The sequence below is a fragment of the Bradyrhizobium sp. CCBAU 53351 genome, assembly GCF_015291745.1.
Taxonomy (GTDB): Bacteria; Pseudomonadota; Alphaproteobacteria; order Rhizobiales; family Xanthobacteraceae; genus Bradyrhizobium.
The window spans coordinates 6,845,548-6,858,008 of the sequence record NZ_CP030059.1; the positions used below are offsets into that span (position 1 = coordinate 6,845,548).

The window sequence follows — 12,461 nt, forward strand, 5'->3', positions numbered from 1 at the left end:
ACCGGCTTTACCGGCTCGCGGCTGTCGGGTCGTTCTTGATCAGATAGCGCAGCAGCAGCACACCGCCGCCGAGCTCCCGCGTGCTCTCCAGCGTCATCGCCGCAATCGGCGCGCGCTTGTCGCTGTCCGCCTCCGTCGAGGAGAACACGAAGGGCGCACCCGTGGCGCCATCGATCGCGGGACTGAGGATCAGGTTGAACTCGTCGATCAGGCCGGCCCGCAGGAATGCGCCATTGGCGACGCCGCCGCCCTCCACCAAGAGGCGCTTCACGCCGAGCTCGCGGTGGAGAATGTCCAGCGCCAGCGCCAGGTCGATCTCGGACTTGCCGGCAAAGACATAGGAGACGCCCTCGCCGCGGAGCCCTGCGAGATGCGAATCCGGAACGCTCTCGGTCAGCACCACGACGATGGGGTCGCCGCCGATGTCCGAGCGGCCCCAGCCGATCTTGCCCTGCGCATCGAGCACGATTCCATAGGTTTTCGAGTCGCGCCGCGCGAGCCAGTTTTCGCGCGGCAGCTTCTCCTTCGTCGCGGGATAGGGCTGGCCCTTGGCGAACTCCGATCCGGTGACGCGGCCGATCACCCAGGCATCGCCGCCGAGCTCCTCATGGATCTTCTCGAACCAGTCGGTGCCCGCCCCTTTCGGACGCCAGCGGCTGGGATGCGTGCGGCCGTCGAGGCTGGAATGCATCAGGCAGATGACGTAGGGCTTCATGCAATTCTCCGGAAATGCGCTTCACACCGCCGCATCGCTCTTCTCATCGCCTCTCGCGCGATCCCTGGCAATCGCCGCGAGCGGATTGAGCTTTGGCGGCGCGACCAGCTGCAGCGTGTTGGTGTCGTGATGATTGAACGGCGCGCCGCGCACGAACAACTCGGTCTGGATCAGATAGGTCCAACTGCCGTCGTCGTTGAAAGTGATGTCGCAGCGGTAGGAATCGGTGCGAAATGCCTGCTCCACGAAATCGGTCGAGCAGATCCCGTAGGCGGTGTCGCCGCGCTTGGCAGTGACCGAGATCGTCTTGTCGCCGGGGCCGGCCTTGCCTGAGGCCAGCAGCACCTGCCCGCGCGGAATCGCCAGCGTCTGCATGATGAGCCCGGTCGCGGGCTCCCAGAGCCAGTAGCCGACCTGATCGTGGAAGGTGATGTCTTCCTCGGGCGTGTTGATGTGGATGTGGTAGCGCAGCCCGTAGAGAAGCTGCGGGCCGTTGGCCTGCGGATCGATCGGATCCATGCGAATGCGCTCGATGAAGGTCCGCCGCTCGGGTCCCTCCGCCTTCGGATTGACGTCGATGCCCTTGTCCGCCTGCCAACGGCCAGCGAGGCGGCGCAGCGGGCCGAGATTGGCAAGGCCGTCGGGCGAGACGTCCTCGGGCTCGGTGAAGATGTCGGCGGGAACGGGGAGCATGGCGGCCTCGCGGGAAATTGCAGAGGCAGCCATAGCACGGCGGCGCGAACCTGGCGCGTGCTCAGGCCTCACAATCGCGAATGGACACCGGCGTTGCGCGCGGAGCGATTGTCGGGCTTTCTGGAAAGATCGTGCATTGCTGGTCGCGGTAACGTCTTCGGGGAAGAGGCGTGTCGGCCACGCCGGCCGACGCGGAGTCGAACCTGTTCGATTCGACTCCGCCGCCAGAACGCTTAGTGGCGATGGTCGCGCACCTCGGGCTAATTGCGGTGATCGCGGACGATGGTCTGATTGCGATGGTCGCGCACGACGGGCGGATCGCGATGATCGCGCACGATGGTGAGCGCGCTGGCGGGGGTCACCGCGCCCGCCAGGGTGATCGCTGCGAAAGCCACGAGGATGAAATTGCGCATGAGTCTTTTCCTTTGCCTGGTGGATCACTGCGAACCACCTGACGCAAAGCTAGATCGACCCGCGAGGAAGTTATGTGTCACGCCTCACGCGCGGACGATCGATGCACTGGCGGCGGCGTCATCCGATCGGATGAGCGCAGCCCCTTGAATCACCGACCTGCCGCGTCAGCGACGAGCAGTCAAGCCGCCTCGGACACCGACTTCGCGCGCTGCTCGAGCACACCGATCGTGGAGACGAGATTGTCGCGCCGCGCGCGGAGGTTGGCGGCCAGCAGCGGATAGGTCGGCTGCTGCACGTCGAACACCCCGGCTCTGGCTTCTTCCTCGAGAATGTCGGTGTTCAACAGCCGAACGCGCCACCACAGATCGGCGATCAACGCATCGAGCCGGAGCTCGCCGGCAGTACCAGAACGGGACATGTCTTGCATCGCTTGCCTCAACCTGAAACGGGCCTCGCCGCCGAGGCCTGACTTTGGTCATGACTGAGCAAGCGGGGTGCCAAGGCCGGATCGCCACGCCCGGCAGGCGTGGGGAACTCGCAACAATGCGCCTCCCGGGGTGATCCAGCGGCTGGCGGCGGTCGTTGTTTGTCCGAGAGGTCGCTTGTCGAGGTGTTATGATCGCTGCTATCCCGGCTTTGAAGGTGCCGATCCGGGCTGAAGCCGGTTTACCCCGGAGGGTGCCGGCGCGGCTGTCGATTGGTGCGAGCAAAGGGCCAAAGGCAAAGGTGGATTGGGCTGATTTGATCGGACGGGTCGCCGCTGATGGCGACCGGGAGGCTTTCAAGCGGCTGTTCGAGCATTTCGCGCCCCGCATCAAGGGGCTGATGCTGAAAGCCGGTTGCAGCTCCGACGAGGCAGAAGAGATCGCTCAAAGCACCCTGATCGCCGTGTGGCGGAAGGCGCACCAGTTCGATCCTGCGACCGCGGGAGCGCCGGCCTGGATCTTCACGATCGCGCGCAATCTACGGATCGATTTGTTCCGCCGCAGGGCGCGGATAGACCGTTTGCAAGCCGGTTCCGAGCTGCCGGACGAGCCGGATCAAGCCGAGCCGGCCGATATCCTGATTTCGCGCGGGCAGGATGCGGCGCGGATCGCGTCGGCCATCCGGCAGCTCTCGGCGGAGCAATCCATGGTGGTGAGGCTGTCCTTCATCGAGGAGAGGCCGCATCCCGAAATCGCGAGCGCGCTCGGGATTCCGCTTGGGACGGTCAAATCCCGGATCAGGCTGGCGATGAACCGGTTGCGAGACATTTTGGACGAAGAAGCATGACGATCAGCCATCATCCGCCGGAAGATCTTCTGGCCGATTTCGCGGCCGGCAAGCTCGAAGAAGCCCATCAGTTGGTCGTCGGTGTGCATGTGGCCGGCTGCGCGCGGTGCGCCCGGTTCGTGCAGGCCATCGAGCAGCTCGCGGGGGCGGCGCTCGAGGAGGTCGAGCCAGCACCGATCGCACCGGATGCGTTCGATCGCGTGATGTCACGAATTCACGAGGCTCCGAAGGAGATAGCCGCGCCTCCGCCGGCGTCGGCCACCGATGACGATGTTCCACCGGCCTTGCGCAAATATCGCATCGGCAAGCGCCGGCGGGTCGCGCCCGGTCTCAGCCTGCGGCCAATCGAGCTCTCCGGTTCGGGCACGGCGCGCGCCTTCCTGCTTCGGTCAGCGCCGGGCTCGCGGATGCTCGAGCATACCCACACCGGCACCGAGCTGACGCTCGTGCTCGAGGGCAGCTTCAGCCATGAGGGCGGACGCTTCGGTCCTGGTGATTTCGACTATGGCGACGACGAGGTCGATCACCGTCCCATCGTCGGTGACGAAGGTCCTTGCCTCTGCCTGGTTGCGATGACCGGCGACTTGCGCATGAACGGTTTCCTCGGCCGGTTGATCGGGCCCTTCGTGCGGCTCTGAACTGCTGCTCCCTTTCCCGTCAGGTGATCCGGGCCCGCGCACGGAGCGTTTCGTAAGGAAACGCAAGGGAGAGACAGGACATGACCTGTTCGAGCCTGGCCAATCGGGCGCAAAGCGAGATGTTGCCCGGACTGCTGGTACGCGTCTCAGCAGGCGAGACACGCGCCTTCGCAGAGCTTCATACGATGACCCGCGGCAGGCTGCGCAGGATTGCGCTGGCCGTCGGGACGGCGCCGCACGATGCGGACGACATCCTGCAGGAAAGTTTCCTGAAGATCTGGCGCAATGCGGCTCGGTTCGATCCCGGTCGGGCGTCGGCCATGACCTGGATGGCTGCAATCGTCCGTCACACCGCGATTGACCATCTACGGACCAGGAGGCAGCCCAGTGTCGAACTGGACAAGGCGCTCGCGGTCCCCGCAACGGCCGGGCTGTCACCAACCGAGCACTTCGATTACGCCAGCGCCGAACCCATTGCGCTGGGCGCATTGGCCCGCTTGCCGGAAGATCGCCGCAGGCTGGTCGCACTGGCCTATCTCGAAGGCGAGAGCCGCGCGAGCCTGTCTCAACGCTTCGGTGTGCCGGTGGGCACGATCAAGACCTGGCTGCACCGAACCATCTTGTCGGTGCGCAAGGATTGCCTCAGCGCATCGGCTGCGGCTTGAAGCCGGCGAGAACGCGTGCATGGACGCAGAGATTATTGAATTTCCCGAGCGTGGGCGCGAGAACCGGCTTGTCTCCTCGACGGCAAGGCTCGAAGCGATCGTGAGAGAAGTCGAAAGTGTCGTCGCCCACGAGCCTGCGGCCGGTGTCGATCGGCTGCTCGCAATCATGGAGCGCATGGGCGATCAACTGGTCGAGCTCGCGAACCTCTTGCTCGACGAGCCGACAAAGATCCAGGCTCACGAGACCTTCAAATCCTTGTCCGACAAGATCGCGGAAACCAGAGAGGCGTTCGAGCTGCTGGAAGGTCGGAAGCAATCGGACCCGACGGCCCCCTGATGCAAGGTGATGCGGTCGCGCCGACTCAGTGCGCCAGCTTCTGCGCGACAAGAAATCCGATCCAGGCACTGACGCCGGCGAGACAGGATCCCCAGCACACGTCCGCAAGGGTCAGTCCGGTCGACCAGTTTCGCAACGTCGCTTGGTTGGTCAGATCGTAGGTCGCATAGGTGAAGCAGCCAAGCAGCAGGCCGGATGTGAAAGCGCGCAACGCGCCGCCATCCTGCTGCGCCGGCAGCACGGCAAACCAGATCAATCCGAGGGGATACAACACGTAGAACGCGGCCGCGGTCGGCAGGTTCGGCTGAGCCCGCAACATGTCACCCAGCACCGGTCGATACAGTCTTTCGACCATGATCGTCAGCCAGACCATGTCGATGGCAACGAAGGTCACGGCCACAGCAAGATAGGTCAAGAACAGATTCATGTCGCGCGTCTCGTCACCCTGCATCCGGCTTATCGGCCGCCCGTCAGATTAACGCTCGACAAGCCGTTGCGGATCACATCCGCCACGCATTCGGTTTGCCGGCCCAGCTGGCCGGCATCGCGGCGGCCTCGACACTGTTCATCGCGAAGCCTGCCGCGGCGGCCATGGAAAGAAGGCGCTGGTGCGCGCCTGATATCGGCGATAGCGCTCGCCGCGCGATCGCAGCATCTGCTCTTCGAGCGGCGGTATTCCCGTCACATGGACTAGGATCCAGTACATGATCGCCGGCGCCGCCAGGCTGGCCCAGCCCCAGGCATATCCTGATGATAGCGCGATGACCGGGTAAGCCAGCCACCCCAGCCATTCGAAGAAATAGTTCGGATGCCGCGACCAGCGCCACAGACCGACATCGCAGACCTGTCCCTTGCTTGAGGGGTCGCGTTTGAAGAGCCGCAGCTGCCGGTCCGCCATGGCCTCGCCGACGACGGCAATCAGGACGATGACGATGCCGATGTAGTCCTGCAGCCGCAGCCCCGGCGCCGGTGCGTGCGCCGCGAGGAACACGGCGAAGGGGAGCGGCAGCGAGACCAGCGCCTGTGATTGCAGAAAGAAGAACATTCGGCGCGGGGCATCCGCTCCCCATTCGCGCGCATAGTTCGCATATCTGGGATCGTCGATCCCGGCTGCGGAGCGGCGCGCAATGTGCGTGCCCAGCCTTACCGACCAGAGCAGCACAAGCCCGGCAACGAGCGCCTGGCGGCCCGGCAAGGTGCCGGCAAGCGGCCACAGGGCACCTGCTGCACCGACGAGACCGCACGAATAGGACCAGATCGCGTCGACCCAGCCGGAATTTCCCGTGCGCTGCTGGACAACCCAGGCCAGTCCCATCAAGAGACAGCAGCCCAGCGCCATGCAGCCGATCGCCTGAATGTACGGAAGGATCATGTCCTCACCCAAATTGACCCTGTCGATACGTCATGTCCGGGCTGCGGTTTCACCCCCGGCGCCAGGCTCGGGCGAGTGATCCGCGACCTCCCGCCGAACGTTTCCTGAGGGTTGCTTCAAGGGCCGCAGCTGACGGTACCGCAGTGGGGGCGAAATAGAATGCGTTTGGCCGTGATCGGGACGGGAATTGCCGGCAATGCCGCCGCGTGGCTCCTGTCGAAACGTTACGCAGTCACCGTTTACGAGCGCGAGCTGCAGCCGGGGGGGCATAGCCACACCGTTCGCGTCGACTATGACGGTGAGCCCATCGATGTCGATGTCGGCTTCATCGTGTTCAACGAGACCAACTACCCGCAATTGACGTCGCTGTTCACGCATCTCGGCGTGAAGACCGTCGAGACTTGCATGAGCTTCGCCCTGTCCTCCGACCACGGCCGGTTCGAATGGCGCGGTGGCGGCGAGAGCGCCCTGCAAACGGTCTGCGGCCTGTTCGCGCAACCCCGCAACCTCGCATCCCCGTCATATTTCCGCATGCTGGCCGAGGTCGCGCGGTTCAACAAGCAGAGCGTGGCCGATCTGCGCGCCGGCCGGCTGCATGGCCTGACCCTCGGCGAATATCTGCGCCGGCAATCGTTCGGGCCGCGCCTGTTCTCCGACTATCTCGGTCCGATGGGGGCGGCGATCTGGTCGTCTTCGTCCGACGACATCCTGTCGTTCCCGGCGGAGAACTTCGTCGCCTTCTTCGACAATCACCGCCTTCTGCACCTCGATCGACCGCGCTGGCGCACGGTCGAGGGTGGCAGCCGGCGCTATGTGGACAAGCTGACCACTTCGTTCAAGCACAACATTCGGCTAGGCTGCGCGGTGACATCGATCGACCGGACGGTGCATGGCGTGACCGTCCGCGACAGTCATGGCGGTATAGAGACTTACGATGCGGTGGTGATGGCTTGTCACAGCGACCAGGCCTTGGCGACGTTGTCGGACGCCGACGCCACGGAGCGTTCCATCCTTGGCGCCATCAGATATGCTCCGAACACCATTTATCTGCACCGCGATCCCAGTCTCATGCCCCGGCGGCGTCAGGCGTGGGCCTCCTGGAACTTCCTGCGCTGGCCGCGGCAAACGCCTGCCCTGAACGACGTCGCGGTGACCTATTGGATGAACCGGCTGCAGGGGATCGACGAGCGCAGACCCTTGTTCGTCAGCCTCAACCCTCCCTTCGAGCCGGCGGCCGGTCTGACGTTCGGACAATTCACCTTCGCCCATCCGCAATACGACATGGCTGCGTTCGCGGCGCAGCGAAAGCTGCCCGCGATTCAAGGACGCCGTCGAACCTGGTTCTGCGGCGCCTGGACCGGCTACGGCTTTCACGAGGATGGCCTGCAGGCCGGCATTTCCGTTGCCGAGGCACTCGGCGTCGAACTTCCTTGGCGTCAACCGGATCCGGCCCTGGCCGAGGCTGCCGAGTAAGGCGATGGTCCGAACCACACCAGCCGAAACTGAGACTGCGACAGCGCCCGCCGCGCTCTATTGGGGAAAGGTGATGCACGCGCGCTGGCGCCCCGTGCAGCACAGGTTCACCTATCGCGTGATGAGTCTGCTGATCGATCTCGACCGGCTGGGCGAATCGGATCGCCAATCCCGGCTGTTCGGCGTCAACCGAGCGGCCCCCTTCAGCTTTCACGAGCGCGATCATGGCGACGGCAGCGGCGCAGGCCTCAGCGAACACGCCCGACAGCTCGCGGCCGACCACGGCATCGACCTGTCCGGGGGCCGCGTTCTCTTGCTCTGCTATCCCAGGGTCTTCGGTTACGTGTTCAATCCGCTCTCGGTCTACTTCTGCTATGGCGCGTCCGGCAATGTCGCGCTGATGATCTACGAAGTCCGCAACACCTTCGGCGAGATGCACTCCTACGTCCTGCCAGTGCAACAGGACAGCGCGGGCCCGGCCATCCGCCAAAACCAGGCGAAGGCGTTCTACGTTTCACCCTTCATGGAGATGGAAACGTATTACCGTTTCAGCGTTTCTCCACCCCAGCAGGATGTGAAAGTCAGGATCCTGCAGAGCGGCGCGCAGGGCGCTATGTTTGCGGCAGCATTTTGTGGGCGACGCCGCGCTCTGACGAGCCGCTCCCTGCTGGCGGCGCTCTTTGGTCTGCCTTTCCTGACCTTGAAGGTCATCGCAGCCATTCATTGGGAAGCGATGCGGCTCTGGCTGAAAGGCGTTTCGTACGTGCCTCGTTTGAAACAACGCGAGATCTGAACCATGGACCTGGCAGCCACCCATCCCGCCGTTCAATTTGATGGCGTCCCGTTCTTCGCCCGCCTGGCTCTGCGCCTTGCATCACAGCTTCGCTGTGGCACCCTTCATGTGCGTCTCCCCGACCAGAGGATGGTGACGTTGCGTGGGCAGCTTCAGGGGCCGTCGGCCACGATCGAGCTGAAGAACTACAGGTTCGCGCGCAGCCTCGTCATCGGTGGCGACATCGGCATGGCCGAGGCCTACATCCGGGGCGACTGGACCACGCCCGATCTCGCTCAGCTTCTCTACGTGTTCTGTCTCAACGAGGAGCTGGTCGACAGCGCATTCGCCGGGAATATGCTGGTTCGCCTCTGCCGGCGAGCGCTCCATCGCCTGCGCCGCAACACCAAGGAAGGATCGCGGCACAACATCCACCAGCATTACGATCTCGGAAACGAGTTCTTCTCTGCATGGCTCGATTCCAGCATGACCTACTCGTCGGCGCTGTTCTCGTCCGAGACGACCGATCTCCCTGCTGCGCAACATCACAAATACGAACAGCTGGCAAAGGCGATCGAATTGCAGCCCGGTCAGAGCGTGCTCGAGATCGGATGCGGTTGGGGTGGCTTTGCGGAATTCGCCGCCAAGACTTACGGCGCCAGGGTCTTGGCCCTCACCATCAGCAAGGAGCAGCATGATTTTGCCCGCCGCCGGATCCACAAGGCCGGGCTGGCGGAGAAGGTCGAGATCCGCTTGCAGGATTACCGCGACCAGGACGGCCGCTTCGACCGCATCGCCTCCATCGAGATGATCGAAGCCGTCGGCGAGCAATTCTGGCCTGCCTATTTCAATCAGCTGAAGCAGCGGCTGAAGCCCGGCGGACTTGCCGGCATCCAGGCCATCACGGTTCACGACGAGCTCTTCGGCAGCTATCGGCAGCGAGTCGACTTCATCCAGAGATACATTTTCCCGGGCGGCATGCTGCCGTCGGCCGCCATTTTGCGGACGCTCGGCGAACGTTTCGAGATGCCCGTCGTTCGAGAGCGCATGTTCGGGCAGGACTACGCCAGGACGATCTCACTCTGGCGCGATAGTTTCAGCCGGGCCTGGATCGACTTGACCTCACTGGGATTCGACGAGCCCTTCCGCAGGATGTGGGAATATTATCTGTGCTACTGCGAGGCAGGCTTTCGCGCCGGAAAGATCGACGTCGGGCACTTCGTGTTTGCACGGCGGGGGTAAGGGGAATCGCGCGCCCGCTGGGCTGCTAAAACCCCGCTGCCGGCACCGTCAGTGGACGTCCGCGGATCGCCCGTCCCGCAATGTCCTTGCCGCTCTGGGTGTCGTCGGTCCAGGCCGCGAAGGCCACTTCGTCCCTTGGGCCTGAAGCCGCGGCAACCGCGAGGCTGAAGCGGTTGTGGCCGGTTGACGTGTTGAACTGGACGACCTTGCCCAGCGGCCCTCCGGTCGAGAAAACCCGCGCCTTCACGTTGGTGGTGGCGGGCTGGTCGACGTTGAGCTGGACCCAGCCGATCAGGAAGCGTCCGCCCGAGAGCGGCGAGAGGGTCGGCCAGGTCGCCTGGATACGTTGTTCGCTGGTCGAGACGAGGTGGAGATTGGCGGGCGAGCCATCGGCCTTGTAGACGTCAGCTTCCACGACGATCAGGGTGCTCACCGTGGCGTCTTCGCCGAAATCGTTCAGATGCGCGATGACGAACTGGCCGCCGTCGATCGCGGCCATGGCTGCCGCGGTGGTCGTCGCGGGCGTGATGTGCTCGCTGCCCACCGCTCCCTTCGCGTTGAAGAGCTGATAGCGAATATGCAGGGGACCTGTGATCCGCGCCCGCCATCCGATGACGACGTCGCCATTGGTCAGGCACGCCACCATCGGGACCTTGTGCAGCCCAGCGGTGGTGTTGGCGCGAAACTCGGCGCCGATCCTGCTTCCGTCGGCGCCGAAACGTTGCGCGCGGATGCGTTGGTCGGCCCGCTTGTCCGCCCAGACGACAATGAAGTTTCCGTCCTGCAGGCGCGCCAGAGCGGGCCGGATCAAAGGCTCGACCGGCGACGTAGAGACCTGGATTTCCGGTCCCGACAGCGTATCGGCATCGAAGATACGAAGCTTGAGCTGGGTCGGCGCCGTCGCGGCACTGCCGGCCGCCTGCTCGTTCCAGGCCACGACGAAGCCCGATCCGTACTCCACGGTCACGGGAAGCTGCCGCCGCGGTCCCGGCGGCGTCGGCAGGTTGATCAGGATCTGGTCGCTGCTCTTGGCGCCGCCCGCACCGAACATCTGGCCCTTGATCGTGTTGTCGCTGTCGTCCTCCCACACGACGACGAATTGGGTGCCCTGAAGGCCGCACACGCTGGGCTGGCTTTGATCGCCGGCTGTGGTCGTGTTGATCAAGACCTCGTCCATGGCGTTTCCCTTCCTCAATCCAAACGTGATGAAAAGCGCGGGGCCGACCGAAAGTTGGGACTATAACACGAGCGCTTGCGGCGATTGCAATTGAGCAAGGGTGGCAATGTGGCCCATGGCGCGCAGGTTCGGCTTGCGACGAGCATTGTCGCCCTATGTCTACGAGCATTTCCATTTGAGGGCTTCAACGTGGGGAAGCGACAGCGCCCGCCTGGATGCGGCAAGGACTTTCCGCGCTGCTGCGAACCATCGTCGGCGCCGGTCGGCGACCTTCACGCGTTCGCTGCGGGATGAGCGTGGCTACGCTAGGCGTAACCGAAGCGTGGTGCCCAGGGGCGGAATCGAACCACCGACACTGCGATTTTCAGTCGCATGCTCTACCAACTGAGCTACCTGGGCGTGCTCCAAGAGAGGGGCCAAAGCCCATCGAGCGGGCGGTTTATAGTGGGCCGGAAGCGGCCTGTCCACCCAGCTTCGCCAAGAGGCTTCGCCCGGCGCGGCCCGGCTGTGCACAAGCTCGCACGGGCTCGCCGCGGCCGTCGCGCAGCGTTACGACCGCTCAGTCAAGACATTGATAATATTTAGCTATTCTACGTCATCTACTTCGTCGTCGCGGCCGGGGATGACGTAGGAGCCTTTCAGCCATCGGTTCAGATCGACATCGCGGCAGCGCGAGGAGCAGAACGGGCGGGTGGCCTCTGACTGCGGCTTGCCGCAGATCGGGCAGGTTTTGAGCGGGCTGGCGGGCTTTTTGACCTTGTCGTCCATGATGTCGGCAGCTTGCAGGGGAGTGAAAGGGTTCAAGAGCCTGTCGGCAGACGGGTTCCCCAGATGGCGGCGCATAGTCCCCGTCAGGCCATTCTACTGTGCATGGGGTTGTTTTCGCGATTTTGTTGGGCGGCTGGCCGGCTCACACCGCAGTGGTGGCGTTGAGCCAGCCGAAACGGATTGGGAAACCTTCACCGCCGAGCAGAGTCGTGGTCTCGTAGAGCGGCAGTCCGACCACGTTGGTGTAGGACCCCACCATCTTCACCACGAAGGAGCCGGCGATGCCCTGCACGGCGTAGCCGCCGGCTTTGCCGCGCCATTCGCCGGAGCCGATATAGGCCTGGATGTCGTCTTCCGAGAGACGCTTGAAGCGGACGCGGGTCTCGACCAGGCGCTGGCGGAAGGCTTCACGCGGCGTCACCAGCGTGATCGCGGTGTAGACGCGGTGGTTGCGACCCGACAGCAGGCGCAGGCACTGCGCGGCTTCGTCGACCAGATTCGCCTTGGGCAGGATGCGGCGGCCGACCGCGACCACCGTGTCGGCGGAGAGGATGAAGGCACCACGCAGCTCGTCGTCGAGCTGCACCGATTTCAGCGCCGCATCGGCCTTGGCCCGCGCCAGCCGATTGGCGCAGGCGCGCGGCAGCTCGCCCCGCTTCGGCGTCTCGTCGACGTCGGCCGGCCGGAGCGCGTCCGGCTCGATGCCGGCCTGGTTGAGCAGCGACAGACGCCGCGGCGAACCGGAGGCAAGTACGAATTTGGGGCGGCCAAGCATCAGGTGATTTGGGGGATGAAGCGGGGGTTAATTGCGCGCGGAACCTATCGGAAGGGGGCTGATTTCACAACCCGGGAACCCGAGGTTTGGTGATTCGAGGTTTCCGACATCCGTGCCCGCGGTCTGTGACGCCGGTGTTACGGGAGGT

16 protein-coding genes and 1 tRNA gene are annotated in these 12,461 nt (G+C 64.3%); 7 read left to right on the forward strand and 10 right to left on the reverse strand.

Features of this window, described 5'->3' with window-relative positions; all coding sequences use genetic code 11:
- Positions 1-7: 7 nt before the first annotated feature.
- The 4 genes from XH83_RS32485 to XH83_RS32500 form a co-directional block, all read right to left on the reverse strand.
- Positions 8-715, reverse strand: coding sequence for a dihydrofolate reductase family protein (locus XH83_RS32485; RefSeq protein ID WP_194404655.1), 708 nt, complete (start codon positions 713-715; stop codon positions 8-10).
- A 21-nt stretch (positions 716-736) separates the two neighbouring features.
- Complete coding sequence (locus XH83_RS32490) at positions 737-1,408, reverse strand: FABP family protein (protein WP_194404656.1); 672 nt, start codon at positions 1,406-1,408, stop codon at positions 737-739.
- Between the two features lie 260 nt (positions 1,409-1,668).
- The gene (locus XH83_RS32495; RefSeq protein ID WP_194404657.1) at positions 1,669-1,821 is read right to left on the reverse strand and encodes a hypothetical protein; all 153 of its coding nucleotides are present in this window, start codon (positions 1,819-1,821) and stop codon (positions 1,669-1,671) included.
- A gap of 179 nt (positions 1,822-2,000) precedes the next feature.
- Positions 2,001-2,249 (reverse strand): hypothetical protein, encoded by a 249-nt coding sequence (locus tag XH83_RS32500; protein ID WP_194404658.1) that lies wholly within the window; start codon positions 2,247-2,249, stop codon positions 2,001-2,003.
- Positions 2,250-2,548: 299 nt separating this feature from the next.
- Here XH83_RS32500 and XH83_RS32505 point away from each other — a divergent pair, with 299 nt between their 5' ends.
- The 4 genes from XH83_RS32505 (at position 2,549) to XH83_RS32520 (ending at position 4,734) form a co-directional block, all read left to right on the forward strand.
- Positions 2,549-3,094 (forward strand): sigma-70 family RNA polymerase sigma factor, encoded by a 546-nt coding sequence (locus XH83_RS32505; protein WP_194408467.1) that lies wholly within the window; start codon positions 2,549-2,551, stop codon positions 3,092-3,094.
- Positions 3,091-3,732: a ChrR family anti-sigma-E factor gene (locus tag XH83_RS32510; protein WP_194404659.1), complete on the forward strand. Its 642-nt coding sequence runs from the start codon at positions 3,091-3,093 to the stop codon at positions 3,730-3,732. Before XH83_RS32505 ends, XH83_RS32510 begins: the two co-directional genes overlap by 4 nt.
- Before the next feature lie 80 nt (positions 3,733-3,812).
- Entirely contained in the window at positions 3,813-4,397 is a 585-nt protein-coding gene (locus XH83_RS32515; RefSeq protein ID WP_194404660.1) for an RNA polymerase sigma factor, read from the forward strand.
- Positions 4,398-4,416: 19 nt separating this feature from the next.
- A complete protein-coding gene (locus XH83_RS32520; RefSeq protein WP_194404661.1) occupies positions 4,417-4,734 on the forward strand; it encodes a hypothetical protein in 318 nt (105 codons plus the stop codon).
- 25 nt (positions 4,735-4,759) lie between these two features.
- Here XH83_RS32520 and XH83_RS32525 read toward each other — a convergent pair whose 3' ends face one another.
- Positions 4,760-5,161, reverse strand: a complete 402-nt coding sequence (locus tag XH83_RS32525) for a DUF2177 family protein (RefSeq protein WP_194404662.1) — start codon at positions 5,159-5,161, stop codon at positions 4,760-4,762.
- Positions 5,162-5,299: 138 nt separating this feature from the next.
- On the reverse strand, positions 5,300-6,106 hold the full coding sequence (locus XH83_RS32530; protein ID WP_194404663.1) for a DUF1295 domain-containing protein: 807 nt from the start codon (positions 6,104-6,106) through the stop codon (positions 5,300-5,302).
- Positions 6,107-6,265: 159 nt separating this feature from the next.
- Here XH83_RS32530 and XH83_RS32535 point away from each other — a divergent pair, with 159 nt between their 5' ends.
- The 3 genes from XH83_RS32535 to XH83_RS32545 all read left to right on the forward strand — a co-directional run bounded on the left by XH83_RS32535 (position 6,266) and on the right by XH83_RS32545 (position 9,593).
- Positions 6,266-7,579: an NAD(P)/FAD-dependent oxidoreductase gene (locus XH83_RS32535; RefSeq protein ID WP_194404664.1), complete on the forward strand. Its 1,314-nt coding sequence runs from the start codon at positions 6,266-6,268 to the stop codon at positions 7,577-7,579.
- Between the two features lie 73 nt (positions 7,580-7,652).
- Positions 7,653-8,372 (forward strand): DUF1365 domain-containing protein, encoded by a 720-nt coding sequence (locus XH83_RS32540; RefSeq protein WP_246776366.1) that lies wholly within the window; start codon positions 7,653-7,655, stop codon positions 8,370-8,372.
- Positions 8,373-8,375: 3 nt separating this feature from the next.
- Positions 8,376-9,593, forward strand: a complete 1,218-nt coding sequence (locus XH83_RS32545) for a cyclopropane-fatty-acyl-phospholipid synthase family protein (RefSeq protein ID WP_194404666.1) — start codon at positions 8,376-8,378, stop codon at positions 9,591-9,593.
- A gap of 25 nt (positions 9,594-9,618) precedes the next feature.
- Here the strand turns inward: XH83_RS32545 and XH83_RS32550 are convergent, their stop codons facing one another.
- From XH83_RS32550 to XH83_RS32565, 4 genes are all read right to left on the reverse strand, one after another.
- Positions 9,619-10,770 (reverse strand): hypothetical protein, encoded by a 1,152-nt coding sequence (locus XH83_RS32550; RefSeq protein WP_194404667.1) that lies wholly within the window; start codon positions 10,768-10,770, stop codon positions 9,619-9,621.
- 323 nt (positions 10,771-11,093) lie between these two features.
- A tRNA-Phe gene (locus XH83_RS32555) sits at positions 11,094-11,169 on the reverse strand.
- 186 nt (positions 11,170-11,355) lie between these two features.
- Entirely contained in the window at positions 11,356-11,538 is a 183-nt protein-coding gene (gene yacG, locus XH83_RS32560; protein ID WP_106948850.1) for a DNA gyrase inhibitor YacG, read from the reverse strand.
- A 142-nt stretch (positions 11,539-11,680) separates the two neighbouring features.
- Positions 11,681-12,313 (reverse strand): Maf-like protein, encoded by a 633-nt coding sequence (locus XH83_RS32565; protein ID WP_194404668.1) that lies wholly within the window; start codon positions 12,311-12,313, stop codon positions 11,681-11,683.
- Between the last annotated feature and the right edge of the window lie 148 nt (positions 12,314-12,461).